At 70.2% G+C, this 25967-nt stretch carries 26 protein-coding genes; 9 read left to right on the forward strand and 17 right to left on the reverse strand.

Features of this window, described 5'->3' with window-relative positions:
- Positions 1-41 precede the first annotated feature (41 nt).
- Positions 42-1685 (reverse strand): AMP-binding protein, encoded by a 1644-nt coding sequence (locus A4R43_RS26155; RefSeq protein ID WP_113694728.1) that lies wholly within the window; start codon positions 1683-1685, stop codon positions 42-44.
- A 52-nt stretch (positions 1686-1737) separates the two neighbouring features.
- On the opposite strand from A4R43_RS26155, the gene A4R43_RS26160 reads away from it, so the two are divergent.
- Together A4R43_RS26160 and A4R43_RS26165 are read left to right on the forward strand one after the other, a co-directional pair.
- Positions 1738-2499, forward strand: coding sequence for a PhzF family phenazine biosynthesis protein (locus A4R43_RS26160; protein WP_113694729.1), 762 nt, complete (start codon positions 1738-1740; stop codon positions 2497-2499).
- 26 nt (positions 2500-2525) lie between these two features.
- Positions 2526-2900 (forward strand): YccF domain-containing protein, encoded by a 375-nt coding sequence (locus A4R43_RS26165; protein ID WP_113694730.1) that lies wholly within the window; start codon positions 2526-2528, stop codon positions 2898-2900.
- A 29-nt stretch (positions 2901-2929) separates the two neighbouring features.
- On the opposite strand, the gene A4R43_RS26170 is transcribed toward A4R43_RS26165, so the two are convergent.
- Positions 2930-3490: a snapalysin family zinc-dependent metalloprotease gene (locus tag A4R43_RS26170; protein ID WP_113694731.1), complete on the reverse strand. Its 561-nt coding sequence runs from the start codon at positions 3488-3490 to the stop codon at positions 2930-2932.
- 148 nt (positions 3491-3638) lie between these two features.
- Between A4R43_RS26170 and A4R43_RS26175 the strand changes: the two genes are divergently transcribed.
- Positions 3639-4121: a hypothetical protein gene (locus tag A4R43_RS26175; protein ID WP_113694732.1), complete on the forward strand. Its 483-nt coding sequence runs from the start codon at positions 3639-3641 to the stop codon at positions 4119-4121.
- Positions 4122-4205: 84 nt separating this feature from the next.
- On the opposite strand, the gene A4R43_RS26180 is transcribed toward A4R43_RS26175, so the two are convergent.
- From A4R43_RS26180 to A4R43_RS26195, 4 genes are all read right to left on the reverse strand, one after another.
- Entirely contained in the window at positions 4206-5126 is a 921-nt protein-coding gene (locus A4R43_RS26180) for a TauD/TfdA dioxygenase family protein (RefSeq protein WP_113694733.1), read from the reverse strand.
- Between the two features lie 289 nt (positions 5127-5415).
- The gene (locus A4R43_RS26185) at positions 5416-6234 is read right to left on the reverse strand and encodes a metallophosphoesterase (protein WP_113694734.1); all 819 of its coding nucleotides are present in this window, start codon (positions 6232-6234) and stop codon (positions 5416-5418) included.
- A 36-nt stretch (positions 6235-6270) separates the two neighbouring features.
- On the reverse strand, positions 6271-7068 hold the full coding sequence (locus A4R43_RS26190) for an HAD-IIA family hydrolase (RefSeq protein WP_205215086.1): 798 nt from the start codon (positions 7066-7068) through the stop codon (positions 6271-6273).
- A gap of 13 nt (positions 7069-7081) precedes the next feature.
- Positions 7082-7480, reverse strand: a complete 399-nt coding sequence (locus tag A4R43_RS26195; protein WP_113694735.1) for a TOBE domain-containing protein — start codon at positions 7478-7480, stop codon at positions 7082-7084.
- A 103-nt stretch (positions 7481-7583) separates the two neighbouring features.
- Here A4R43_RS26195 and moaA point away from each other — a divergent pair, with 103 nt between their 5' ends.
- The 4 genes from moaA to A4R43_RS26215 all read left to right on the forward strand — a co-directional run bounded on the left by moaA (position 7584) and on the right by A4R43_RS26215 (position 10811).
- A complete protein-coding gene (gene moaA, locus A4R43_RS26200) occupies positions 7584-8648 on the forward strand; it encodes a GTP 3',8-cyclase MoaA (protein ID WP_113694736.1) in 1065 nt (354 codons plus the stop codon).
- Entirely contained in the window at positions 8648-8908 is a 261-nt protein-coding gene (locus A4R43_RS26205; RefSeq protein ID WP_113694737.1) for a MoaD/ThiS family protein, read from the forward strand. The genes moaA and A4R43_RS26205 overlap by 1 nt, the downstream gene beginning before the upstream one ends.
- A 46-nt stretch (positions 8909-8954) precedes the next feature.
- On the forward strand, positions 8955-9785 hold the full coding sequence (locus A4R43_RS26210) for a phosphatidylinositol-specific phospholipase C/glycerophosphodiester phosphodiesterase family protein (protein WP_205215087.1): 831 nt from the start codon (positions 8955-8957) through the stop codon (positions 9783-9785).
- A 378-nt stretch (positions 9786-10163) separates the two neighbouring features.
- Positions 10164-10811 (forward strand): LysM peptidoglycan-binding domain-containing protein, encoded by a 648-nt coding sequence (locus A4R43_RS26215; protein ID WP_113694738.1) that lies wholly within the window; start codon positions 10164-10166, stop codon positions 10809-10811.
- Positions 10812-11128: 317 nt separating this feature from the next.
- Here A4R43_RS26215 and A4R43_RS26220 read toward each other — a convergent pair whose 3' ends face one another.
- The 5 genes from A4R43_RS26220 to A4R43_RS26240 form a co-directional block, all read right to left on the reverse strand.
- Entirely contained in the window at positions 11129-12043 is a 915-nt protein-coding gene (locus A4R43_RS26220; protein ID WP_113694739.1) for a molybdenum cofactor biosynthesis protein MoaE, read from the reverse strand.
- Entirely contained in the window at positions 12040-12516 is a 477-nt protein-coding gene (gene moaC, locus A4R43_RS26225; protein WP_113694740.1) for a cyclic pyranopterin monophosphate synthase MoaC, read from the reverse strand. The genes A4R43_RS26220 and moaC overlap by 4 nt, the downstream gene beginning before the upstream one ends.
- Positions 12517-12674: 158 nt before the next feature.
- Complete coding sequence (locus tag A4R43_RS26230; RefSeq protein WP_113691471.1) at positions 12675-13865, reverse strand: DDE-type integrase/transposase/recombinase; 1191 nt, start codon at positions 13863-13865, stop codon at positions 12675-12677.
- Between the two features lie 163 nt (positions 13866-14028).
- Complete coding sequence (locus A4R43_RS26235) at positions 14029-15411, reverse strand: NAD-dependent malic enzyme (protein WP_113694741.1); 1383 nt, start codon at positions 15409-15411, stop codon at positions 14029-14031.
- A gap of 99 nt (positions 15412-15510) precedes the next feature.
- Positions 15511-15708 (reverse strand): hypothetical protein, encoded by a 198-nt coding sequence (locus A4R43_RS26240; RefSeq protein WP_113694742.1) that lies wholly within the window; start codon positions 15706-15708, stop codon positions 15511-15513.
- A gap of 71 nt (positions 15709-15779) precedes the next feature.
- Between A4R43_RS26240 and A4R43_RS26245 the strand changes: the two genes are divergently transcribed.
- On the forward strand, positions 15780-18023 hold the full coding sequence (locus A4R43_RS26245) for a helicase-associated domain-containing protein (protein ID WP_113694743.1): 2244 nt from the start codon (positions 15780-15782) through the stop codon (positions 18021-18023).
- Here A4R43_RS26245 and A4R43_RS26250 read toward each other — a convergent pair.
- The 6 genes from A4R43_RS26250 to A4R43_RS26275 all read right to left on the reverse strand — a co-directional run bounded on the left by A4R43_RS26250 (position 18020) and on the right by A4R43_RS26275 (position 24220).
- A complete protein-coding gene (locus A4R43_RS26250; RefSeq protein WP_236808287.1) occupies positions 18020-18799 on the reverse strand; it encodes a DUF742 domain-containing protein in 780 nt (259 codons plus the stop codon). The two genes, A4R43_RS26245 and A4R43_RS26250, sit on opposite strands and share 4 nt — an antisense overlap.
- A gap of 41 nt (positions 18800-18840) precedes the next feature.
- On the reverse strand, positions 18841-19257 hold the full coding sequence (locus A4R43_RS26255) for a roadblock/LC7 domain-containing protein (RefSeq protein WP_113694745.1): 417 nt from the start codon (positions 19255-19257) through the stop codon (positions 18841-18843).
- 106 nt (positions 19258-19363) lie between these two features.
- Positions 19364-19972 carry a GTP-binding protein gene (locus tag A4R43_RS26260; protein WP_113694746.1) on the reverse strand — a complete coding sequence of 203 codons (609 nt, stop codon included), beginning with the start codon at positions 19970-19972 and terminating at the stop codon, positions 19364-19366.
- Entirely contained in the window at positions 19953-20744 is a 792-nt protein-coding gene (locus A4R43_RS26265; protein ID WP_113694747.1) for a DUF742 domain-containing protein, read from the reverse strand. The genes A4R43_RS26260 and A4R43_RS26265 overlap by 20 nt, the downstream gene beginning before the upstream one ends.
- A gap of 33 nt (positions 20745-20777) precedes the next feature.
- Positions 20778-21257 carry a roadblock/LC7 domain-containing protein gene (locus A4R43_RS26270; RefSeq protein WP_162788599.1) on the reverse strand — a complete coding sequence of 160 codons (480 nt, stop codon included), beginning with the start codon at positions 21255-21257 and terminating at the stop codon, positions 20778-20780.
- A gap of 2 nt (positions 21258-21259) precedes the next feature.
- A complete protein-coding gene (locus tag A4R43_RS26275) occupies positions 21260-24220 on the reverse strand; it encodes a sensor histidine kinase (protein WP_236808289.1) in 2961 nt (986 codons plus the stop codon).
- 757 nt (positions 24221-24977) lie between these two features.
- Between A4R43_RS26275 and A4R43_RS26280 the strand changes: the two genes are divergently transcribed.
- Positions 24978-25907: a glutamate ABC transporter substrate-binding protein gene (locus A4R43_RS26280; protein WP_113694749.1), complete on the forward strand. Its 930-nt coding sequence runs from the start codon at positions 24978-24980 to the stop codon at positions 25905-25907.
- Positions 25908-25967 lie beyond the last annotated feature (60 nt).

Below are 25967 nucleotides of genomic sequence, written 5' to 3' on the forward strand. Positions count from 1 at the left end.
CGTTTCGCGTCTCGAAAGCCACATTCGTGACATCGCGTCACTCAGGCGTGCTTGGAGGAGGCGGCGGCTTCCAGGCCCAGCAGGGTCACCGCCTGCTCCCGCATTTCGACCTTCCGCACCTTCCCGGTCACCGTCATCGGGAACTCGTCCACCACGTGCACGTACCGCGGGATCTTGTAGTGCGCCAGCTTCCCCGTGCAGAACTCCCGCAGCGACTCGGCGGTCAGCGGGGCGGCGCCCTCCCGCAGGCGCACCCACGCCATCAGTTCCTCGCCGTACTTGACGTCCGGCACGCCGATCACCTGCGCGTCGAGAATGTCCGGGTGCGTGTAGAGGAACTCCTCGATCTCCCGCGGGTACACGTTCTCCCCACCGCGGATCACCATGTCCTTGATCCGCCCGGTGATGTTCACGTAGCCCTCGTCGTCCATCACGGCGAGGTCGCCGGTGTGCATCCACCGCGCGGCGTCGATCACCTCGGCGGTCTTCTCCGGCTGCTCCCAGTAGCCCAGCATCACCGAATACCCGCGCGTGCACAGCTCGCCCGGCTCACCACGCGGCACCGTCAGCCCGGTCTCCGGATCGACCACCTTCACCTCGAGGTGCGGCCCGACCCGGCCCACGGTGGACACCCGCCGCTCCACCGAATCGTCCGCCCGCGTCTGCGTGGACACCGGCGAGGTCTCCGTCATGCCGTAGCAGATCGACACCTCCGCCATGCCCATCCGCTCGATCACCTGCTTCATCACCTCGACCGGGCACGGCGAACCGGCCATGATCCCGGTGCGCAGGCTGCCCAGGTCGTAGTCGTCGAAGTCCGGTTCGGACAGTTCCGCGATGAACATGGTCGGCACCCCGTACAGCGAGGTGCACCGCTCGGCCTGCACCGCTTCCAGCGCCGCCTTCGGCTCGAACGACGGCGACGGGATCACCATGCATGAACCGTGCGAGGTCGCCGCGAGATTGCCCATCACCATGCCGAAGCAGTGGTAGAACGGCACCGGGATGCAGATCCGGTCGGCCTCGGTGTACCCGCACAGCTCACCGACGAAGAACCCGTTGTTCAGGATGTTGTGGTGCGAAAGCGTCGCGCCCTTGGGAAAACCGGTGGTGCCCGAGGTGTACTGGATGTTGATCGGGTCGTCGGCGCCGAGCGTCTCGCCGACGCGTGCCAGCCGGTCCGCGTCGACCTCGTTGTCCAGCAAGGCATCCCACGCCTCGGTGCCGAGCAGCACCACGTGCTCCAGCCCGGCGCACTCCGGCCGGACCTGCTCGATCATCGCCGCGTAGTCGGAGGTCTTGAACGACTCGGCGGCCACCAGCAGCCGCACCCCGGCCTGGTTCAGCACGAACTTCAGCTCGTGCGACCGGTAGGCCGGGTTGATGTTGACCAGGATCGCGCCGATCTTCGCGGTGGCGTACTGGAGCAGCGTCCACTCCGCCCGGTTCGGTGACCAGATGCCCACGCGGTCACCCTTGGTGATGCCCAGCCCGAGCAGGCCGATCGCCAGCGCGTCCACGTCGGCGGCCAGTTCGCGGTAGGTCCACCGGCGCCCGGTGGGCCGTTCGACCAGCGCGTCCCGATCACCGAAGGCGGCCACCGTGCGCGCCAGGTTGTCGCCGATGGTGTCGCCGAGCAGGGGCACATCGGAGATTCCGGAGGAGTAACTCGGGACGGCGGGCATGGGTGTCCTCCTGCTGGTCGACGGTGACTCCGTGCCCAGCTTAAATCGGAGTATGCGCATGTACCTCGTGGACTCGTTCACCGATCACGCCTTCGCGGGCAACCCGGCGGGAGTGGTGCTGCTCGACGCGCCCGCCGAGGAAGCCTGGATGCAGTCGGTGGCCGCGGAGCTGAAGCATTCCGAGACCGCCTTCGTGGTCACCACCGGCGAGGGCGCGAAGCCGTTGCGGTGGTTCACGCCGGTCGCCGAGGTCGCCCTGTGCGGGCACGCCACGCTGGCCACCGCCCACGTGCTCGGCGGCGACCAGGTGTTCAGCACGAAGAGCGGGGAGCTGCGCTGCACTGCGGACGGCGGCTGGGTGCGGATGGACTTCCCGGCGGACCGGTCCGAACCGATCGAGATCGATCCGGCGGCCGCGTTACCCGGCGTGACCGTCGAGCACGTCGCCAAGGGGAAGTTCGACCTGCTGGTGGTCGCCGGGAACGCGGCCCAGGTGCGCGAACTGCGGCCGGACCTCGACGCGATCAGGGCGTTGGACGTGCGCGGCCTGACCGTCACCGCACCCGGTGACCGCGACGGCATCGACTTCGTCAGCCGGTTCTTCGCCCCGGCGAAGGGCGTGGACGAAGACCCGGTGACCGGTTCGGCGCACTGCACGCTGGCGCCCTACTGGGCCGGACGGCTCGGCCGCGACGAGCTCGTCGGCGAACAGGCCTCCCCGCGCGGCGGGGTGGTGCGCGTCCACCTGAACGGCGACCGCGTCACCCTGTCCGGACAGGCCGTGACGGTGTTCTCCGGCGAACTCCACGCTTGACCCGGACTTCACGGGACAATGGGGACATGAAGACGATCCTGAACGTCATCTGGCTGGTGCTCTGCGGCTTCTGGATGGCGGTGGGCTACGCGATCGCGGGGGTCATCTGCTTCGTCCTGATCATCACCATCCCGTTCGGCCGCGCCGCGTTCCGGATGGCGAACTACGCGCTGTGGCCGTTCGGCCGGACGCTGGTCGACCGGCGCGGCGCGGGCGCGGCCTCGGTCCTCGGCAACATCATCTGGATCGTGGTGGCCGGTTGGTGGCTGGCCATCGGGCATCTGGTCACCGGGCTGGCGTTGTGCGTCACCATCATCGGCATCCCGCTGGGCGTGGCGAACTTCAAGCTGATCCCGGTTTCCCTGGTGCCGCTGGGCAAGGAGATCGTGCCGGTGCCGTGAAAGTGGCTTCACGGCACCGGGAAAGCGCGTCAGAACGCGGCGACCGGGGTCTCGTCGTAGTAGCCCCGGAATTCCGCAGCCGCGCGTGAACCGGCGAAGTTGGCCTCGACCTCGGCCTTCTCCTTGGCGTTCGGGTACGCGTTGGTGCACGAGACCGGCGCGCTCGAACCCGACATCAGGTCCTGGCACAGCCCGGTCCGCCGGTCCGGCAGGCCGAAGATGTGCCCGATCTCGTGCGCGGCGATCCGGGTCACGTCATAACCCTGGTTGACCGCCTGGCGCCCGAACCAGATCTTGCCGCGCCCGAGCGAATACGTCTGCGCGCGCGGCCAGCCGTTGTCGGCCACGATGACCAGCGAAGCGGGCGATCCCTTCACCAGCCGGACGTTCTTCACGCTGTTGTTCCACACCGCGGCGCCGGCGTCCACGGCGTTCTTGAACTCCGCCGCGCCGCTCGAGTCGTAGTACACCGTGCGCACGGCGATTTCGGCCGCCCCGGCCGGCGCGGCGGTCGCGAGTTGCGCGACCACGAGCGGGAACAGCAGGGCGAGCGCGGCCAGTACCGATCTGAAGGTTTTCCTCGTCGACACCTGGAACTCCTCACGGGGATACGGGTTCTTCCGTGTCTCGAAGAGAACCGCCCCCGCCGGAAACCCTCAAGGGCGAGGTTTTCACAGTTTTGGGAAAGCGCAGGCCAGAGGATGCCCGGCGGTCGCCGGACGGCCGATCGTGGGAGCCATGCGCAAACTCCTCGTTCTGCTGACCGCGGCCGCCGCGACGATGGTGCTCGGCGCCACCCCCGCGGCCGCGGGCACGGTCACCGTCGACTACCACTGCGCCGCCGGTGGCGGGATCGTGGCCTGGGACGTCCAGTACCGCACCACGATCACCGCACCGGCCACCGTCACCCAGGGCCAGACCGCCACGGTGACGATCGAATACACCGGCGTGAAGGACTGGACCACGCACAGCCCGGCGGGTACCTACCGCGGCTGGGGCAGTTTCAAGCTCGGCGGCGCGGCCACCGGCACGGTCACCGCGCCCGGGCTGACCAATCCCGAGGTGCGGCCCGGCGAGAAGATGCGCTTCACCGGGGCCAGCGCGCAGGTGAGCTTCCCCGCGAAGGGTCAGGTCACCTACACGCCGGCCACCTTCAACTACGGCCCGAACTGCATCGTGTGGAAGCCCGCCGGAGTGGCCGCCATCACCACGGTCAGCTAACCGACCACGGGCCAGCTAACCGACCACGGGGCCCACGCGACACGAAAGCCACATTCGTGTCCGTGGGCGGTGGCTTGAAGGCGGTCAGAACGGGCGGTCACCCGCGATGGCCACGCGTTCGGCCACCCGGTTGTGCGGGAAGTAGTCGTTCACCGCGTAGTGCTGGGTGGCCCGGTTGTCCCAGAACGCCACCGAGTTCGGGCGCCATTTGAACCTCACCTGGAACTCGGGCACGTGCGCCTGCTGGAACAGCAACCGCAGCAGCCGGTCGCTCTCCTCCCGTTCCAGGCCCACGATGTGCGTGGTGAAGGCCTGGTTCACAAAAAGCATGCGGCGGCCCGATTCCGGATGCGTGCGCACCACCGGGTGCTCCACCGGCGGGAACTCGTCCTGCTTGGCGGCCAGGAAATCCGCGTCGGAGAACCGTTCGAAGCCGGGGATGAAGTCGTGCACCGCCTTGAGCCCGTCGATCCGGGTGCGCACTTCCTCCGGCAGGTTGTCGTAGGCGGCGGCCATGTCGGCCCACATGGTGTCCCCGCCGAGCGGCGGCACCTCGATCAGCCGCAGCACCGAGCCGAGCGCCGGCTCCGGCCGGAAGGTGACGTCGGTGTGCCAGATGTTCTCGAAACCGGGCATGGTCGCGCTGCGGGCGAACCGGGTGACCTGCTCGCTGTCGCCGGTCGGGATGAACGGGTTCGTCTCAAGTGGACCCCAGTTGCGCGCGAAGGCCCGCTGCTGCTCGGAAGTGATGTCCTGGTCGCGGAAGAACAGCACCTTCCACTCGAGCAGCGCGCGGTTCAGCTCGGCCCGCAGCTCGGGGGTCAGCGGGCGGCCGAGGTCCACGCCGTCGATCTCGGCGCCGATCACCGCACCGAGCGGGGTGAGCGAAAACAGTTCGTAGGGCCGGGAATCCGGGCGGTTGAGCACCCGCGGCCCCTCCAGGATGCCGCCGTCGGGAACGCGGGCCGGGCGCAGGGCAGCACGAATCGGCAGGTCGACAGACAATGCGTTTCCTCACTGTGCGAAGGGATCGGTACTGAACGCGGAAAAAACGCGTTACCTCGGCGGGGAGCCGAGGCGGCCGCGGCGCACGAGCAGCGCGCAGACGCCGGTACCGACCAGGCGGTGAGGAGACCGCCTCGGCCGCGGGACAACACAACGGTGACCCTGGGCTTCGGACATACCAGAACTATGGACCTGGTTCCGGACGATGGTCAAGATGTCCCACGACCTGGAAGTTTGCGAGGTCGCTCAAAAGCGACCTCGCCGCCGCGGCGGAGCCGCGGCCGAAGACTCAGTCTTCTGGTTCCCACGGCAGGGGAACGATCAGGCACGGCCCGCCGACGAACAGGCCGCCGTCCACCCCGAGCACCTTGCCGCCCGCGTACAGGTACGGCGCCTCGATCTGCGCCGGGTGGATGCCGAGTTGGTCGGCGATCACGCTGTGCCCGTGCACGATCCGCTCGCCGCCGAGCCGCTCCAGCAGCAGCTTCGCGATCTCCGGCCCGTTCGGCCCGCGGAAGGCGTACCGCGTGGTCATCCGGCGCCACACCTCCCACCACTCGGAGATGTCGTCGCCCGCGAGCACCTCGGCCGCGTTCCGGTTGATCTCCTCGACGTCGGCACCCCATTCGAGGTACTCCAGCGTGTCGGAGTGCATCAGCAGGTAGTCCTCGGCGTGCGCCAGCAGCGGGCGCTCGACCAGCCACTCGATGTGGCGGTCGGTCAGCTTCTCCTGGTCCGACGGCTGCCCGCCGTTGATCTCCCAGCTGCGGCCGAAGCTGCGCGGGCCGAAGTCCGACGGCACCTCGGTGTCCCCGAAGCGGTGCATGCCCAGCAGCAGGATCTCGTGGTTGCCGAGCAGGCTGTGCACTTCGCCGCCCGCCTCCGCGGCCTGCTCCTGCAGGCGCATCACCAGGTCGATCACGCCGACGCCGTCGGGGCCGCGGTCGACGAAGTCGCCGAGGAACCACACGCGGCTCTTGCCACCGGCCCAGTCGCCGTCCTCGTCGATCAGCTCCTTCGCGGTCAGCGCCTCGGCCAGCCCGTCCCGATGCCCGTGTACGTCACCCACCACATAGGTCGGCTGTCCCGCCGCACCGGCATCGTTCATCCCCTGAAGATAAGGCCTGCTCGATCGAGAGGTTCGTCACCCCTGCGCGAACGGATCCTTGGTCCGCCCGATCAGGTCGGCCACCGAGTCGAGCACCAGCGTCGGCCGGTAGGGGTAGAGCTCGGCGGTCTCCCTGGTGGAGATCCCGGTGAGCACCAGGATGGTCTCCAGCCCGGCCTCGATCCCGGCGTGCACGTCGGTGTCCATCCGGTCGCCGATCATCAGCGTGTGCTCGGAGTGCGCGCCGATGGCCCGCAGCGCCGAGCGCATCATCAGCGGGTTCGGCTTGCCGACGAAGTACGGCTGGCGGCCGGTGGCCTTCTCGATCAGCGCGGCGACCGAGCCGGTGGCCGGCATCGAGCCCTCCAGGCTGGGGCCGGTGGCGTCCGGATTGGTGGCGATGAACTTGGCGCCGGCCTCGACCATCCGGATGGCCTTGGTGATCGCGGTGAAGCTGTAGGTGCGGGTCTCGCCGAGCACCACGTAGTCGGGGTCGCGGTCGGTCAGCACGTAGCCGACCTCGTGCAGCGCGGTGGTCAGCCCGGCCTCGCCGATCACGAAGGCCGAGCCGTTCGGGCGCTGGCGGTGCAGGAACTCGGCGGTGGCCAGCGCGGAGGTCCAGATCGACTCCTCCGGCACGTCCAGCCCGGTCCTGGCCAGCCGCGCCCGCAGGTCGCGCGGGGTGTAGATGGAGTTGTTGGTCAGCACCAGGAAGCCGATGCCGTTGGCGCGCAGTTCGGCGAGGAACTCGTCGGCGCCGGGCACCAGGTGCTCTTCGCGGACCAGCACCCCGTCCATGTCGCTGAGATAGCTCCAGCGCGGTTCGTCGCTCATGGGTGCCACCCTATTAGCCGGTGGGGGTCTCGACGATCACCTGAGTTGCCTTGACCACGGCGACCGCCAGCGAGCCCGGTTTGAGGCCCATTTCGGCGACCGCCTCGCTGCTCATCAGCGAGACCACCCGGTGCGGCCCGCACTGGATCTCCACCTGCGCCATCACCTTGTCCTGGACCACCTCGGTGACCAGCCCGACGAACCGGTTGCGCGCGGACCGGCCGACCCGCGACGGGTCCGGCGGCTCGTCGGCGTGCGCCCTGGCGAAGGCGGCCAGCTCGGCACCGTCGACCACCTTGCGCCCGCTGGTGTCGTCGAAGGCGGTCAGCTGGCCGGCGCGGACCCACCGGCGCACGGTGTCGTCGCTGACCCCGAGCAACCGGGCGACCTCGGCCAACCGAAACTGCGGCATGCGCAGCAGGCTAACTCCGCAGGTGCGGATGCGCCATCAAGACGCCACCGTCTCGTCCGAAGCTTGACCGCTGATCGTCCGGATCGGCACTACCCTGGGGAGGGTGACGGCGGTAGATCTTGGCATTCCCCGGGTGTCCGGGAAGCGGCAGAACCCCGCCGAACCCCGGCCCGACCACCCGGGGCTGATCGACTCGTTCGGCCGGGTGGCCACCGACCTGCGGGTGTCCCTGACCGACAAGTGCAACCTGCGCTGCACCTACTGCATGCCGGCGGAGGGCCTCGACTGGCTTCCTGGCGACCAGGTGCTCAGCGACGACGAGCTGCTCCGGCTGCTGCGGATCGCGGTCGAGTCGCTCGGGGTCACCGACATCCGGCTCACCGGCGGTGAACCGATGCTGCGCCAGGGGCTCGAGCGGATCGTCGCGGAGGTGTCCGCGCTGCGGCCCAAACCGCGGCTGTCGATGACCACGAACGGCATCGGCCTGGCCAAACGCGCCGAGGCACTGGTCGCGGCCGGGCTGGACCGGATCAACGTCTCGCTGGACACCATCGACCGCGAGACCTTCACCGAGCTGACCCGCCGCGACCGGCTGCGGCACGTGCTCGACGGCCTGGCCGCCGCCCGCGACGCCGGGCTGTCGCCGGTCAAGGTCAACGCGGTGCTGATGCGCGGGGTCAACGACCACGAGGCCGTGCCGCTGCTGCGGTACTGCCTGGACAACGGCTACCACCTGCGGTTCATCGAGCAGATGCCGCTGGACGCGCAGCACGGCTGGGACCGCGGCGGCATGATCACCGCGCAGGACATCCTCGAGCTGCTCGGCGCCGAGTTCGAGCTGACCCCGAGCGAGGCGCCGCGTGGTGGCGCGCCCGCCGAGCGCTGGCTGGTCGACGGCGGTCCCGGTGACGTCGGTGTGATCGCGTCGGTGACCAGGCCGTTCTGCTCGGCCTGCGAGCGCACCCGGCTGACCGCCGACGGTGCCGTGCGGTCCTGCCTGTTCAGCAACGACGAGACCGATCTGCGGGCCCTCCTGCGCGGGGGCGCGCGCGACGAGGAGATAGCCGACGCCTGGCGCGAAACCATGTGGGGCAAGCTGGCCGGGCACGAGATCAACGAGGCCGGGTTCGCGCAGCCGATCCGGCCGATGAGCGCGATCGGCGGTTGATGCGGGTGACCACGGTCCAAGTGCGGTTCTTCGCCTCGGCACGGGCCGCGACCGGGGTGGACAGCGAGGTGCTGACGCTGCCGTCCGGCGCGTCGGTGGCGGAGGCGGTGGAGCAGCTGCGCCTGCGGCACCCGGAACGGCTGCCCAAGGTGCTCGAGGTGGCCAGCTTCCTGCTGAACGGCGTCGCGGTGCGGGACACCTCGTACCGCCTGCCCGACGGCGCCGAGCTGGACGTCCTGCCGCCTTTCGCCGGTGGTTAACCCGGCGGTCACCCGCCGGACGCCGCGTTCACCGAGGCTGGCGCGCATGCGCCGCCTCCTCGTGCTCCTGCTGACCGCTTTTGCCGTGGCCGGGCTGGCCGCGCCCGCTTCGGCGGGCCACTGGGTCAAGCCGCTCGCGCGGGCGCACGCGCACAACGACTACGAGCACCCCCGCCCGCTGCACGACGCGCTGGACCAGGGGTTCACCAGTGTCGAGGCGGACATCTACCTGGTCGGCGGGCAGTTGCTGGTGGCGCACGACCTGGTGGACGTGCGGCCGGACCGCACGCTGGAGGCGCTGTACCTGGAGCCGCTGCGGCAGCGCGTGCTGGCCAACCACGGGCACGTCTACCCGCGGCGGATGCCGTTCCAGCTGCTGGTGGACATCAAGAGCGGCGCCGAGGACACCTACGCGGCGCTCTCGCGGGTGCTGGCGTCCCCGCGGTACTCGTTCCTCTTCACCGCCTACCGGGACGGCTGGGTGCGCGACAAGGCGGTGGAGGTCGTGCTGTCCGGCAATCGGCCGCGAGAGGTCCTCTCGGCCCAGCGGGAGCGGCTGGCCTTCTACGACGGCCGTATCGCCGCTCAGGACGATCTGGGGCCCGGTTCCGACCCCCGCCTGACGCCGCTGGTCTCCGACAACTGGACGAAGCTGTTCACCTGGACCGGTGAGGGCGAGTTCCCGGCGGCCGAGCGGGCGCGGCTGCGGGAGATCGTGGCGACCGCGCACCGGGCCGGGCAGCGGGTGCGGTTCTGGGCCACGCCGGACGCCCCCGGCCCGGCGCGAGAGGCCGTCTGGACCGAGCTGACGGCCGCGGGTGTGGACCACATCAACACCGACGACCTGGCGGGCCTGGCGGCCTTCCTCCGGGATTAGCGCACATAACGCATATGCGCTCCAACGGCGTAGAGGTGCGTTTTCCACGTGACCCAAGCCTCACGATCAGTGAATTATCTCGGGAAGGATACGGCCCGGTAACGGCCAGCTGAGCTGGGAAAACACCGGAATCGCCAAAGGTTGCGCCTCGTTACAGTGACGTAGGTCACACCCCGAATAATTTCCGATCACGCCGAAGGTTACGTACCGTCGCTTTTCGGTTGGCCCCGACCGACCAGAGCAACACCGGGATTCCGAAGCGCCGAACCCTGTCCGGCGGAATCCCGGCCCAAACCCCGAGCGAAAGAAAACTTCTCGGACAGGGACGGCAATGAACCCCCCGATGTTCAGCAGGCGCGGGAAGTGAGTAGTAAACCAATGGCTTACCGAGGCAAGCACCGCAAGATGTCCGCCGCTACCAAGCACATCGCCCGCGTGGCGATCGCCGGTATGGCGGTCGGCGCCCCGCTCGCCATCGCTGCGACCCCCGCGCAGGCCGAGGGCACCAACTGGGACGCCATCGCCCAGTGCGAGAGCGGCGGCAACTGGTCCATCAACACCGGCAACGGCTACTCCGGTGGCCTGCAGTTCTCGCCGAGCACCTGGAAGGCCTACGGCGGCAAGGGCAGCGCCCACAACGCCTCCCGCGAGGAGCAGATCGCCGTGGCCGAGCGCGTCAAGGCTGGTCAGGGCATCGGCGCCTGGCCGACCTGCGGCAAGAAGGGCGGCTCGTCCGCCAGCTACAAGGGCAAGAACACCCAGGGCTCGGTGAAGAAGAGCGCCCCGGCGCCGAAGAAGGCCGCGCCGAAGTCGTCGGCCCCGGCCCCCAAGTCGGCCCCGGTCACCACCGGTGTGGCGAAGTCCAACCCGGCCGGCGACTACACCGTGGTCGCGGGTGACACCCTGTCGAAGATCGCGCAGGCGCACAACGTCGAGGGTGGGTTCGCGAAGCTCCAGGAGCTGAACAAGGACTTCATCCCGAACGCCGACTTCATCGTGGTCGGCCAGAAGATCGCCACCAAGTGACCTTCCGCCCCGAATTCGGGCGAGCACTACCGGTGATCACGGCTGGGTAACGCCGTTATCCGCAGAAAGGGTCCCACCGCCAATCCCCTGGGCGGTGGGACCCTTTCGCCGTGTGCGGCGCCTTTTGCACGCGGGAAAACCCCAGTCTTTCGGGCGGTGCGTTTCGCCTTTGCTCACTGAACGGAGTTGGCCACTCACACCGCCCGCAAATAAGGGGGCGCCCGGGGAGGCCGGAGTGTCACGAATGTGGCTTTCGGGACGCCATACGTCTCGAAAGCCACATTCGTGACACCCCAGCCGAAGGGCTCAACCGCTGGTCAGGGGGAGTTGACCCATTCGTCGGTGCCGTCGGTGAAGGTCTGGTGCTTCCACACCGGCAGCCGCGCCTTCACCTCGTCCACCAGGTCCGAGCAGGCCAGGAACGCCTCCTTGCGGTGGTCCGCCGCCACCGCGCAGGCCAGTGCCACGTCCCCGATGGCCAGCGTGCCGATCCGGTGGCTGACCGCCACCGCCCGCACGCCGTCGAACCGCGAGGCCAGTTCCGACACCACCCGAGCCAACACGTCCCCGGCGCTCGGGTGCCCCTCGTATACCAGGCCCCGCACGCCCTTGCCGCCGTCGTGGTCGCGGACCACCCCGGAGAAGGTCACCACGGCACCCGCCGCGTCGTCGGCGACCAGGGCGGCGTGCTCGTCGACCGAGATCGGCGCGTCCGTCACCGCGGCCAGCGCGATCCGCGCCCCGGACGTCCCGGCCGACGGCACGTGGTCGCCACCGTGCAGCTGCTCCACCGCGTGGTCCAGCACGCCCTCCAGCACGCCGAGCCCGTCCTTCACACCACCACGCGAGCCCGGCAGGTTCACCACCAGCGTCCGCCCGGCCACCCCGGCGACACCCCGCGAAAGCACCGCCGTCGGCACCGCGGGCAGCCCGGCCGCCCGCACCGCGTCCGCCACCCCGGGCAGCTGGTAGTCCAGCAGCGGCGTGGTCGCCTCCGGCGTGCGGTCGGTCGGGGAGATGCCGGTGCCGCCGGTGGTGATCACCACGTGCACGTCCTCGGCCAGGCAGGCCCGCAGCGCCCGCGCCACCGGCTCGCCGTCCTCGACCACGATCGGGTCCGGCACCTCGTAGTCACGCTGGGCCAGCCAGTCGGCGATCACCGGCCCGGTGCGGTCCGGGTACACCCCGGCCGCGGCCCGGTTGGAGGCCACGATCACCCGTGCGCGCTTCATCGCTCACCACGCTCCCAGAGGCCGGTCTTGCCGCCCTCCTTGCGATCCAGCCGCACCTCGTCCAATGAGGCGGCCGGATCCACCGCCTTGATCATGTCGTGCACGGTCAGCCCGGCCACCGCCACCGCGGTCAGCGCCTCCATCTCCACGCCGGTGCGGTCCTTCGTGCGGACCGTGGCCAGGATCCGGATCTCCGCCTCGCCCAGGGTGAACTCCACCTCGACCCCGGACAGGGCCAGCTGGTGGCACAGGGGGATCAGCTCCGGCGTGCGCTTGGCGCCCATGATGCCGGCGATGCGCGCGGTGGCCAGCGCGTCGCCCTTGGGCAGGCCGTTCGACGACAGCAGCCCGACCACCTCGGCGGTGGTCCGCACCACGCCGCTGGCGTAGGCGACGCGGACCGTCGAATCCTTGGCGGAGACGTCGACCATGCGAGCCGCGCCCGCCGCGTCGACGTGCGTAAGTTCGCTCACCCGCCGGAGACTACCCCCTGGGCGTGCCCGGCGGCGCCGGCCGATGCGCCTCCCGCCCGGGCACACCCCTGGACACGAATGTGGCTTTGGGGGCCGATTTCGCCCTGTCGTGTCTCGGGAGATCTGTCGCAGTGTTGTCTCGGTTGTTGTGACACATGTTAGGCGGCGGGGGTGAGGGTGCCTTGCCAGTCTTTGGTGTGGTCGAGGTGGGTGTGGCCGATGGGGTGGCCGTGGCTGGTGTAGGCGGTGATCCGGTCGCCGTCGCGGATGATGGTGATGGTGTTGCCGGTGTGTTCGCGGCCGATGAGTAGGCGTTTTCGGTGTCCGAGATAGATGGTGCCGAGTTTGCTGACGGTGAGCCGGTGGATGGTGGCGTCGGTTTGGACGGGCGGGTGGGTGGGGCCGCCGTGGTGTTCGGCGTGGGTCCAGGCGTGGTGCGGGGTGTGGCGGCCGAGCGCGCTGTGCCCGCGGCGGGTGTTGTAGTAGTCGCGGTAGGTGTCGAGCAGTGTTTGCAGGCTGGTCAGGGTGGTTGGTGGGTGGGGTTGGCGAGCCAGCCATTTTTTGAGGGTTTGATGGTGGCGTTCGACTTTGCCGCAGGTTTGCGGGTGGTAGGGGCTGGAGTGGATCAGGCGGGCGCCGGTGGTGGTGACGGTGCGGGCGAACTGGGTGGGGCCGGCGTGTGGGTGCCGGGGATGGGCGGTGAAGGCGGGGCCGTTGTCGGAGAGCACGATCGCGGGTGGGCCGTGCTCGGTGAACGCGGCACTGATCGCGGTGCAGGCCGCCGCGGCGGTTTCCGACCGGGCTGCCTGGCAGGCCAGCAGCATGCGGGTGCAATCGTCGAGCACATCGAAGACCACGGCCTTGCTGCCGTCGGCGAGCACGATCTCGGTGGCGTCGATCTGGTAGCAGTCCCGGGGCCGGGCATAGCTGAACCGCCGCCAGGACGACCGCGGCCGTTTACGGGGGTTGCTGACCAGCAGGCCTTTCCGGTCCAGGACGCGGTTGATCGTGGCCCGCGACGGCACCGGCCAGCCCTGTCCCGCCCAGTCCCGCTCGGCCGCGAGCACCTCGAGCCGGTCATGGATGAAATCCGCGCCGTTGTCCGGCGCCAGTTCCTGGCGTAACCGCACGATCTGAGCCACCACCGGCTCCGCGGTGGCGTGCGGGACAGTGACCGGACGCCGGGACCGAGGACTCCACTGTCCCTCGGCCCGGGCCCGTTCCCGATGCCGGTAAAACGTGCGCCGGTCAACACCGTTGACCCGGCACCACTCCGACACGTTCCCGACATCAGCCCCCGCAGCCACCACCGCATCCATCAGATGCATCATCGCCCGTTTCCGCGCCATGGCCAGCCACCACAACGCCGTCCAGGCAACAGACCCCGCAGCATCACCCACCCAGGGTGTGTCACTTGCTCAGAGACACAACCTGTGTCACATCAGCTGAGACTGAACAGGGCCGATTTCGCCCCGAAAGCCACATTCGTGTCCGCGGGCGTGGCTCGAAGGCCTAGTTGCGGGCCGCGTTCTTCACCGCTTCGGCCACCGCCGGGGCCACCGCCGAGTCGAAGACGCTGGGCACGATGAACGAGGCGTTCAGCCGCTCGCCGTCCACCACGTCGGCGATCGCGTCGGCCGCCGCCAGCAGCATCTCGTCGTCGATGTGCCGCGCGTGCGCGTCGAGCAGGCCGCGGAACACCCCCGGGAAGGCGAGCACGTTGTTGATCTGGTTCGGGTAGTCGCTGCGGCCGGTGGCGACCACCGCGGCGTGCCGCTGCGCCTCCAGCGGGTCGATCTCCGGGTCCGGGTTGGCCAGCGCGAAGACCACCGCGTCGTCGTTCATGGTGGCCACCTGCTCGGCGCCGAACAGGTTCGGCGCGGACACCCCGATGAATACGTCCGCGCCGACCAGTGCGTCGTGCAGGGTGCCGGAGATGCCGTCCTTGTTGGTCGCGGCGGCGATCTCGGTCAGGTTGTCGTCGAGGTTGCCGCGCGCCGAGTGCACGATGCCGTCGATGTCGGCGGCCACGATGTCGGCGGGCTTCTTGCGCAGCAGCAGCCGGATGATCGCCGACCCGGCCGCGCCCACCCCGCTGACCACGATCTTGCAGTCCTCGATGCGCTTGCCGACCACCCGCAGCGCGTTGCGCAGCGCGGCGACCACCACGATCGCGGTGCCGTGCTGGTCGTCGTGGAAGACCGGGATGTCCAGCAGGTCGCGCAGCCGCGCCTCGATCTCGAAGCAGCGCGGCGCGGCGATGTCCTCCAGGTTGATGCCCGCGTAGACCGGGGCCAGCGCCTTGACCGTGCGGATGATCTCCTCGGTGTCCTGGGTGTCCAGGCAGACCGGCCAGGCGTCCACGTCGGCGAACTTCTTGAACAGCGCCGCCTTGCCCTCCATCACCGGCAGCGCGGCGGCCGGGCCGATGTTGCCCAGCCCCAGCACGGCCGAGCCGTCGGTGACCACGGCGACGGTGTTGCGCTTGATGGTCAGGCGGCGCGCGTCCTCGGGATTGGCCGCGATGGCCTGGCAGACGCGGGCCACGCCCGGCGTGTACGCGCGGGAGAGGTCGTCACGGTTGCGGAGCGCGACCTTGGGGGTGACCTCGATCTTGCCGCCGAGGTGGATCAGGAAGGTGCGGTCGGAGAACTTCCGCACCCGCACACCGGGCAGCGCGTCGAGCGCCTCGGTGATGTCCTGGGCGTGGTTGGCCGAGAGCACGTTGGCGCTGATGTCCACCACGATCGAGGTGGGGTGCGACTCGACCACGTCGAACGCGGTGAGCACCCCGCCGACGCGGCCGACCGCACTGGTCAGATCGCCCGCCGCGCTCGCCGAAGACGGCGCCTCGACTCGGACGGTGATCGAATAACCAGGACCGGGAACCGGCATGGGAGTACCCCCGCGATCTGCGCTGGAACAGTTGTGCCCAGCACACTAGCCCCGTGATCGCGGACACTGCCGATCTGCCGGTTTACCAGCCGGTAACCGCTATTTGTTGATCTTGGTCTCCGGGTGCACGTAGGGCACCGAGTCCAGCGGGAAGGTCACGTCGCCGAACGGGGACAGCGCGCCCTGGCGGTCCGCGGCCAGTTCGGACACCGGGTGCTCCCCCTCGGCCACGTGCGGCCAGGTGGGGTCGATGCCGTTCTTCTTACCGGTCTTGGCCTTCGCCACGTCGTCCTCCATGGTTCGAACTCGCGGGTCCAGTGTGCCAGGTGACCCCGGCACGGGTCCGAACAGGCGATATTCTGGACCGGATGCCCGGAACCTCATTGGCGGACTGGCTGCGCTCCAGACCGGACGGAACGCTGGCCGCGCTGTTGCAGACCAGGCGCGATCTGGCGACCCCGCCACCGTCCAACAGCACCGTGCTGGCCACGCGCGCGGGCACGCCCGGCTCGATCTCACGCGCCTGCGAGGACCTGGACACCTTCACCCTCGCCGTGTTCGACGCGCTGCTGCTCGCGGGCGCGGACACCGAGCCCGTCACCATCGGGGAGGTCGACAAGCTGCTCGGCAGGCCCGCGAAGGGCGGGCTGGAGCGGCTGCGCGACCGCGCGCTCGCCTGGGGCGAAGACGACGCGATCCGCGTGCCGCCGACGGCCAGGGAGGCGCTCGGCCCGTTCCCCGCCGGGCTCGGCAGCCCGTCGCCGGCACTGTCCGGAATCGACTTGGCCGCCGCGGTCGACGAGGTGACCGAAGCCGAGCGCGCACTGCTGCAGAAGCTCGCCGCCGGGCCGCCGATCGGCAACACCCGCGACGCCGGTGCGATGGTCCCGCTTGACGAGGCGACCACACCGGTGCAGAAGCTGCTCGCGCGCGGGTTGCTGCTGCGCCGCGACGACACCACCGTCGAGCTGCCGCGTGAACTCGGCATCCTGCTGCGCGGCGGGCACGCGTTCAGCAGCGCGCAGCTGACCGAGCCGGAGCTGCCCACCCACCCGCACCAGCAGTCCACAGTGGACCAGGCGGCGGCCGGGGAGGCGATGGAGTTCCTGCGGCACACCGAACGCCTGATCGCGCTGTGGTCGGAACAGCCGCCGCCGGTGCTCAAGTCCGGCGGGCTCGGCGTGCGCGAGCTGCGGAAGCTGGCTCGGGAACTGGATGTGGACGACCAGCGCGCCACCCTGGTCGCGGAGGTCGCCGTCGGGGCCGGGCTGGCCGGTGACGACCAGAGCGGCACGCCCGAATGGGTGCCGACCGTGCTCGCCGACAGCTGGCTCGCCTCGGAACCGGCGGCGCGCTGGGCGATGCTGGCGCAGGCGTGGCTGGACCTGCCGCGCTCCCCCGGCCTCGCCGGGCAGCGCGACGCGAAGGACAAGCCGCTGGCGCCGCTGTCCGAGGAACTGCGCCGCCCGCTCGCGCCCGCCGGGCGTCGCCGGGTGCTCGCCGCGCTCAGCGAACTGCCCGCGGGTACCGGGGTGAAGAGCGTCGAGGAGCTGGTCGCCGCGCTGGCGTGGCAGGCACCGCGGCGGGGTGGGCGGTTCCGCGACGAGAACGTGCGCTGGACCATGTCCGAGGCGACCGCGCTCGGCCTGGTCGCGCTCGGCGCGGTCACCACGGCCACCGGCGCGCTGCTCGAAGACGACCGTCCGAACGCGACACTCGCGATGGCGGAAGCCTTGCCGGACCCGGTGAACCACGTGCTGGTGCAGGCGGATCTCACGGTGGTCGCGCCCGGCCCGCTGGAGGCCGACCTGGCCACCGAGATCACCGCGGTGGCCGACATCGAGTCCGCCGGGCACGCCACCGTCTACCGGGTCACCGAGACCTCGGTGCGGCGCGCGCTGGACACCGGGCGGACGGCGGCCGAGCTGCACGCGTTGTTCGGCGAGCGATCGGCGACGCCGGTGCCGCAGTCGCTGACCTACCTGATCGACGACGTGGCGCGGCGGCACGGGCGGCTGCGCGGCGGGGTGGCCGGCTCGTTCCTGCGCTGCGACGACGAGGTGCTGCTGGCCGAGGTGCTCGGCAATCCGGCGGCCGAGCAACTGGACCTGCGCAAGATCGCGCCGACCGTGCTGATCAGCACCTACCCGCTGGCGGAGGTGCTGGACGGGCTGCGCGCGGCCGGTTTCGCGCCCGCGGCCGAGGGTCCGGACGGCCGGGTGGTCGACCTGAACCGCAACCGGGGGCGCCGCATCCCGGCGCGGGGACGCAACGCGCGGCGGGTGCACGCCGAGCCCAGTTCACCGGGCGGTGACCAGATCGCGTCGATCGTGGCGAACCTGCGCGCGGGCGACCGCGCGGCGGGCACCCGGCGCGGCACCGCGGTGCGTGCCCCCGGCGGTGGTGGTTCCGACACGTCGATGACGCTCGCGCTGCTCGCCAAGGCGACGCGGGAACAGCGCGAGGTGTGGATCGGCTTCGTCGACGCGCACGGCACGGCCGCGCAACGGGTGGTCACCCCGGCGCGCGTGGGCGGCGGGATCCTGGAAAGCACGGACAACGAGCGGTACCCGTTGCACCGCATCACCTCGGCCGCGCTGGTCGAGGACTAGAGGTCGCGCAGGCCCTGGAGCACGCGCTCCATGAACTCCCTGGCCGACGGGTCGCCCTGGATCAGGCTCGACTGGTGGATCAGCACCAGGCCCGCGTCCGCCAGGTCCCCGACGAAGACCTTCACCACGCCCAGCGGCAGCCGCAGGTAGGCGGCGATCTCGGCGATCGAATGCGTGTCGTGGCACAGCTCGCAGATCAGGCGGTACTCGGTGGGCAGCGAGCCCGTCTGGCCGCGGCCCTGGTCCGTGGTGGAGATCAGGGCTTCCAGTGCCAGGTCGTGCGCGGAATGCGTGCGGCCGCCGGTCCTGGCGTACGGGCGGACCAGCGAGCGTGACGCGCGCCCGGCAGGCCACACCGGCGCGGTGGGCCGCGCGGCCGGGCGGACCGGGGCCATCGCCCGCAGGGGGGCGGGCTCCGGCTCGGGCTCCGGCTCATCAGGCCACGACGGCTGTTCACCAGGCCACGATGGCTGCTCGGCACGCCACGACGGCTGCTCAGCTGGCCACGACGGTTGCTCGGCACGCCACGACGGCTGCTCAGCTGGCCACGACGGTTGCTCGGCACGCCACGACGGCTGTTCAGCTGGCCACGACGGCTGCTCGGCAGAGGAAGGCTGCTCGGCAGGCCATGCCCCCGTCGACCGCGAAGGCGCGGCTGGCGGCGTCACCGGAACGGTGAACCGGCCCGTTGTGTACTTCGTGATGTCGAACCGGCTCGGTGAGTCGAGCCCTTCGCGTTCGCTGCCCGCGTGCAGTACGTCCCAATCTGCGCTCACCGGCTGCGGATCTCGTCCGAAGTTCCCAGGAAAGCCCATCGTCAGCCGCGTACCCCGCCTTGCAGTTGCGCACGCAGTTCCGGGGTCAGCTGCTGGCCGACCCGGTCCACCAGCAGGGTCATCTCGTAGGCCACCGTCCCGATGTCACTGGTCGGCGCGGCCAGCACGGCCAGGCTCGAACCGTCCGAAATGGACATCAGGAACAGGTAACCCCGCTCCATCTCCACCACCGTCTGGTTCACCACACCCGCCTCGAAACACCGCGCCGCGCCCTGTGTCAGGCTGACCAGCCCGGACGACACCGCCGAGAGCTGCTCCGCGCGCTCCACCGGCAGCCCGTCCGAACTGGCGAGCAGCAGACCGTCCGCCGACACCACCACCGCGTGGGCGGCACCGGGCACCCGGCGCACGAAGTCGGTGACCAGCCAGCCGAACCCACCGGACGCGGTGGAAGCCATCACAGTCCCTCCTTGCTCCGGCGACTACCCGGTGCGCGTGCTCGAACCAGGGTATTCGCGTCCGGGGCGGGGTTCGACCCCGCCCCGCGGTCAAAAAGGGGGAACTTCAGCCCGCCCGCAGCGCGGTGTCGTGCTGGATGGCGTGCTGGACCACCGAAATCAGCACCTGCTTCGCCGACTCCCGCTCCCGCGCGTCGCACGCCATGATCGGCACCGACGGCGAGATGGTCAGCGCGTGCCGGACGTCCTCGATCTGGTGGTGCAGCAGGCGGTCGAAGCAGTTGATCGCGACCACGTACGGCAGCTTCCGGTTCTCGAAGAAGTCGATCGACGGGAACGCGTCGGACAGCCGCCGCGTGTCCACCAGCACCACCGCGCCGATCGCGCCGAGTGCCAGGTCGTCCCACATGAACCAGAACCGGTGCTGCCCCGGGGTGCCGAACACGTAGAGCACGATGTCCGAGTCCAGGGTGATCCGGCCGAAGTCCATGGCCACCGTGGTGGTGGTCTTGTTCGGCGTCGCCGAGACGTCGTCGACGCCGGAACTGGCCTCGGTCATCGAGGCCTCGGTGGTCAGCGGGTCGATCTCGGAGACCGCACCCACCAGCGTGGTCTTTCCCGACCCGAACCCGCCCGCCACCACGATCTTCGCCGACGAAGTCGGCCCCGCGGCCGCCGACGTGTTCGCGTCGGAGCTAAATTCTCCGAAGCCCACTGAGCACCCTCTCCATGAACTCGATACTCGGCCTGTCCCCGACGACCGTGTTCCCGCTGTGCACGAGAACCAGCCCGAGACCGGCGACGTCACCAATCAGCACCCGCACCACACCGAGGGGCAGCCGCAGATGCGCGGCGATCTCGGCGACCGACCGGGTGTCCAGGCACAGGTCGCAGATCGACCGGTGCTCGGGCACCCGTACCGAATCGATCAGCCTGCCCCGTTCACTGGTCGAGATCAAGGCCTCGATGGCCAGGTCGTAGGTGGGCTTGGTCCGCCCGCCGGTCCGGAAGTACGGCCGGACCAGGCCGGAGGTCTCGACCGGTTCCTCCGGCGGTGTGCTCGGGCGCGCGGACGGGATGAACTGCTCCGGTTCCGGTTCCTCCGGCCCGCCGAAGGCGGTGAACCCGCCGGCCGCGTCCCGCAGCGAGCCGCCGCCGACGCCGTAGAGCTCCGAGACCGGCCCGCTGAGCAGGCGGTCGCGGAAGTCGTCGACGTTGAAGTCGGCGGGCCCGCGCGTGACCGGCTGGTCCGCCGGGTTCAGCCAGGCACCCGGATCGGGGGCGGCCGGCTCCGGTGCCGGGTCCTCACCGCCTCTCCTCGACCGCCACTCGCGGTCTATCCGGTCCCGGAAACTCTTCCAGTCCTCTCCTGCGACCTCGCCCCCACGGCTGTCCGAAATGTTCGAGTTGTCCGACTCATTCGGCCAACGCGCACTGGAGAAGTCGTCGTCGAACCGACGTTCGCCTCTCGAGCGCCCCGAGTCCACGGTTATCTCCTCTGTGTCCCGCGCCTGCCCGCCCTAGCGGCGGGCGGCGCCCTGCAGCTGAGCGCGCAGTTCCGGCGTCATCTGCTGGCCGACCCGTTCGACCAGCAGGGTCATCTCGTAGACCACGAGCCCGATGTCGCTGTCCGGCGCGCCCAGCACCGCCAGGCACGAGCCGTCCGAAACCGACATCAGGAACATGAACCCGTTGGCCATTTCGACCACCGTCTGCGCGACGGCTCCGCCGTCGAACACCTTCGCCGCGCCGCGGGCCAGGCTGGTCAGCCCGGACGCCACGGCGGCCAGCTGATCGGCCCGGTCCTTCGGCAGCCCTCGTGAGGCCGCCAGCAACAACCCGTCCGCCGAGACCACTACCGCATGCGCGGCACCGGGCACCCGGTGCACGAAATCGGTGATGAGCCAAGCGAAACTGCCCTGCTGACCGGCCCCCGGCTGCTGCACCGCCTTGCCCGGCTGCGGCTGCCCGCCCGGCTGCACTGACCCCGCCCGTGTCACTCTCACTCCTTCGCGCTTGGTTCAGTAGGTCGTTCGGCCACGCCGTCCTCCGCGGCGCCCGCGAACGTGCCCGGCACCGAGGTACCGGCCTCCGGATTCTCCTGGACGGCATGCCTGCCGCTCTGATAACCCCGCTGGAAACTGACCATACGGCTTCTCGCCACCGAAGCCGACCTAGTCATTGACGGGGCCGCTTGCGGTTGCGGGGAGGAATCGTCGGCGAAGGCGCTCGGCTCGGCCGGTTCCCCGGTCACCGAGCCGGGGACCAGGTAGGCGTTGGGCACCCGCTTGGGCAGGCCGGCCTCGGTGATCTCTTCGCTCTTGTCCTCGAGCAGCGACTGCGCCGCCTGCCAGCCTTCGTCCGAGGCGCTCTGCCATCCTCCGTCGGTCACGCCCGCTCCCTCTCGCCCCTCCGGCGCGGCCGCGGCCCCTTCAGCGTCCGCGGGCCAGCCGGTTTCATCCGATCCGGTGTCCTCCGCTTCACTGAACCACCGGGAGAGCACGGACTGGTAGATCGGCAACCGGCGAGTCGGCACGTCGTCTTCGAGCGCGCTGCGCTGGTCCTCGTCCGAGGTCTCGGCCTCGGGCCTGCCGACCGGCGGGACGAAGGTCGGTTCACGGGTGGGCAGGGCCAGCGGGAACGGTTCGCTGCTGTGCCCGTTGGTGTCGGCGTGCCCGCGGCCGTTGGTGCCCGCCGCGGGGGTGGTGACGGTCGGGAAGGCGTTCTCGTCGAACTCGGCGACCGGGAAGCCCTGCTCGTCCACCGGCTCCTTCGGCGGCTCCGGGGCGTCGCTGAGGAACGGGCCCGCCGCGCTGGACGAGCCGTGCACCAGGTCGTCGAGACTGATCGGCTGGTCGAGCGCGACCAGCCCGCCGGTGGCCGGACCGGACCCGGTGGCCGGTACCGCGGGCTGCGGGCGGCTCGTCTCCGCCGGTTCCTCCGGCGGCGCGGTCTCCTGGTTCAGCGGGGTCAGCGTCATCGGCGAGGTCAGCGAGTCCGCGCCCAGCTCGCTCGGCGGCTGATGCGGCGGCACCGGCGCCATCTGCGGGAACGACGACTCCGACCGCGGGCGGTCGCTGGCCGGCACGCTGGTCAGCAGCTGCGGCGGGACCACCACCCTGGCGATGATGCCGCCGTCGATGTCCTCGTTCTCCCGCAGCTGGACCTCGATGCCGTGGCGCTGGGCCAGCCGCGCGACCACGTACAGGCCCATCCGGCGGGTCACCGACACGTCCAGGTCGGGCGGGTCGGCCAGGCGGCGGTTGGCCTCGTTGATCTGGTCCTCGGACATGCCGACGCCCTTGTCGGTGACCTGGATGGCCAGCGCGCGGCGGCGGGTCATCACCGCGCGCACGGTCACCTTGGTCTCCGGCTCGGAGAAGTAGGTGGCGTTGTCCAGCAGCTCGGCCAGCACGTGCACCAGGTCGTGAATGGTCAGGCCCTGGACCGCGACGTCCGGGATGACACCGACCTCGACGCGCGAGTACTGCTCGATCTCCGAGACCGCGGCGCCGATCACGTCGGCGGCGGGCACCGGCCGCGGCACCGACTTGGCCAGCCCGGCACCGGAGAGCACCAGCAGGCTTTCGCCGTTGCGGCGCAGCCGGGTGGCGAGGTGGTCCAGCTCGAACAGGCTGGCGAGGTGGTCCGGGTCCTGCTCGTCGGCCTCGAGCCGGTCGATCACGCCGAGCTGGCGCTCCACCAGCCGCTGCGACCGCCGGGACAGGTTGACGAAGATGCCGTTGACGTTCTCGCGCAGCATGGCCTGCTCGGCGGCGAGCCGCACGGCCTGGGCGTTGACCACGTCGAAGGCGCGGGCCACCTGGCCGATCTCCTCGGTGGTGTGCACCGGCACCGGATCGATGGCGCGCTCGGCGGCCGCCTTCGGGTCCGACTCCGACATGATCTTCTCGACCGCTTCCGGCAGGTGCCGTTCGGCGACCTCGAGCGCGTTCGTGCGCAGGCTGCGCAGCGGCACCAGCATCGAGCGGGCCACCACGAACATCAGCGTCAGCGCGACCAGCAGCCCGGCGAGAATGCCGGCCGAGACGAAGATCAGCGTGCGCTGCTCGCTGCCCGCCAGCCCGCCGGTGTACGAACCGGCCTCGTCGAGCAGCCGGTTCTCCACCTGGCTGATCAGGTTCAGCGTGGCCGCCGAGGACTGGGCGACCGCACCGGGGTCGATCGCCACGTTGATCTTCGCCTCCGCGCGCAGCAGCGCCAGCTGCTGGTACTGGAAGCGCCGGGAGACCAGCTCACCGGTGATCGTGTTCGAGTAGTCCTGGCGGGCCTGCGGGGTGGCCACGTTGGTGAAGGCGTCGATCTGGGAGACCAGGTTCGCCTCGGCGGTGTTGATGCTGGACAGCTCGGCCGGCTCGAAGCTGCCGCGGATCGCCGCGTTGCGCAGGAAGGCGTTCTGCTGGGCCGAGTACTCCTTGGCGTGCGACAGCGCGGCGAGCGCGTCGTGCCGGTCCTGCAGGCCCTTGTCGGTGACGTCGGCGCCGAACTCGTCGGAGACGGCCAGCAGCGCGTCGATGACCCCGGCGTAGGACTCGAGCGCGGCCAGCGCGGCGAAGGAGGCGTCGTTCGCGGAGACCCGCAGCTGGCCGAGGCCGTCGAGGCGGGCGGTCGCCTGGCCGAACAGCGCGGTGGTCTGCGGGTCGTCGATCTCCTCGACCTCGGGCGCGTCCCGGAGCGTGGTGGCGGCGCGGTCGGAGCGGGCGATCTGGTCGTCCAGCTCACCGCGGCCCTGCGGGCGGCCGGAGACGATCCAGGCGGACATGGTCTCGCGCTCGGACTGCAGTTCGTCGACCGTGGCGGCGACCTTCTGGCTGAGCGCGATGCGCTGCTCGGCGCGGTCGTAGACGCCGATGTCCTCGAAGCCCTCGTAGACGCGCAGCCCGCCGAGGAAGAGCGCGGCGATGGTCGGCAGGAGGAAAACCACGATGAGCTTGTTGCTCACCCGCCAGTTGCGCAGCCCGCGGGTGCGCTGGCCCCCGGGAGGCGGGGCGAGGGCGCCGGACCGCGACGAGGTTACTCCGTTCGGGCCGTCCTGTGTTGCCGCGTCATTACCTTCTGCGACACGAGGGTGCGCCGAGGACACCGCCTTGCGACCGTGCTCCCCGCTCGTGAGCTGGGGCACCGAGGACTTCCTTCCCGTTTTCCGTTACCGCTGTCCGGTGGCAACCAGGTTCCCACGCGCCGGGAGCCCGGGCAGCCCGATCCGCCCGGCTGGGTCGCCGAGAAAAGAGGCCGCCCCCAAGCCCGGGCACATGACGCCGGTCACCCGATTGGGGCTAGAGGGTATCGATAACAAGCGAGAAACGGAAGCAGGGCGACCTGCGTCACTCCGGCGAACGGGGCAACTGTCAGCCGACCGAAATTCGTCCACCCGGCACTATGGTGATCTTCTCGCTCTTCTGGTGATCTTGAGGTGAATATTTCGCACCGATCATCGGTTCCCACTATCTGAGAGGCGGCCCTGGACCTGTGAAAACAGTGTTTTTCGGTCCGGCGAGCACTCCCGGCCGGCGTCGGCCCTGCTTGACGCGCCCGGTTGGGCTGAACCATTCTTCGGCCCAAGCGCCGTGTGTTCGCTTCGCACCACTGGGTGAGCTTCGGGACGTCGCGTGCTACCAGAAGTAGCACTCTGCGGTGGCACCGCTCGATCCGGCGCACGGCTGCTCGTCGGTGCTCGCCGGGAAAGGAACGAACGAACCATGGCCAAGGCGTCTTCGACGCGCAGGAGGATCGCGCTGATGTGCGCGGTCGTCACCTTCGGAGCGACGGCTGGTGCCTGCTCCGGCGGCACCGAAGCGGTTCCGGGGGCGAACAACGCCGCCCAGAGCATGCTCGACCGCGCCCCGGTGGCCACCGAGGCGGAGCTGGCGGCCAGCCCGACCGCGATGGCGATCAAGCAGCGGGGCGAGCTGTTCATCGGTGCCTCGCTGGAAACCCCGCTGATGTCCCAGCAGAACCCCACCACCGGTGAGGCGGAGGGCTTCGACGCCACGCTCGGCAAGCTGCTCGCCAAGTACATCCTCGGCGAGCCCAAGCGCAAGATCATCACCACCACCCCGCAGATCCGCGAGGCGCTGATCCAGAACAGCACGGTGGACGCGGTCATCCAGAACTACTCGATCACCCCCAAGCGCGCGGAGAAGGTGTCCTTCGCCGGCCCGTACTTCATCTCCGGGCAGGCTGTGGCCACGCTCAAGGGCAAGCCGGACATCAGCAGGCCGGAGGACCTCAACGGCAAGAAGGTGCTGGTGGCCACCGGCAGCACCGGCGCCGGCGTGGTCAAGGAACTGGCCCCGCAGGCGCAGCAGATCGCGTTCAACACCGATCCCGAGTGCGTGCAGGCGCTGGAGCAGGGCCGCGGTGACGCCTGGGTGAAGGACCTGCCGGTGATCGCCGGCGAGACCAAGCTGAACGACAAGATCCAGCTGGCCAGCGGCACCTTCGGCAGCGACCCGTACGGCATCGGCATCAAGCACGGCGACGAGTCGTTCAAGAAGTTCGTCAACGGCTGGCTGAAGAAGATCCAGGACGCGGGGCTGTGGCAGCAGGCCTACCAGGAATCGCTGGGCACGGTGATCCCCGGTGAGGTCCCGCAGCCGCCCGCCATCGGCTCGGTCGCCGGCTCCTGACCCGCGCGGCGGGCCGGGTTCTGCTGAGTTTTTCCGAACCCGGCTCGCCGCCGCCAGGCC

The sequence above is a fragment of the Amycolatopsis albispora genome (assembly GCF_003312875.1).
In the GTDB taxonomy this organism is placed as follows: Bacteria; Actinomycetota; Actinomycetes; order Mycobacteriales; family Pseudonocardiaceae; genus Amycolatopsis; species Amycolatopsis albispora.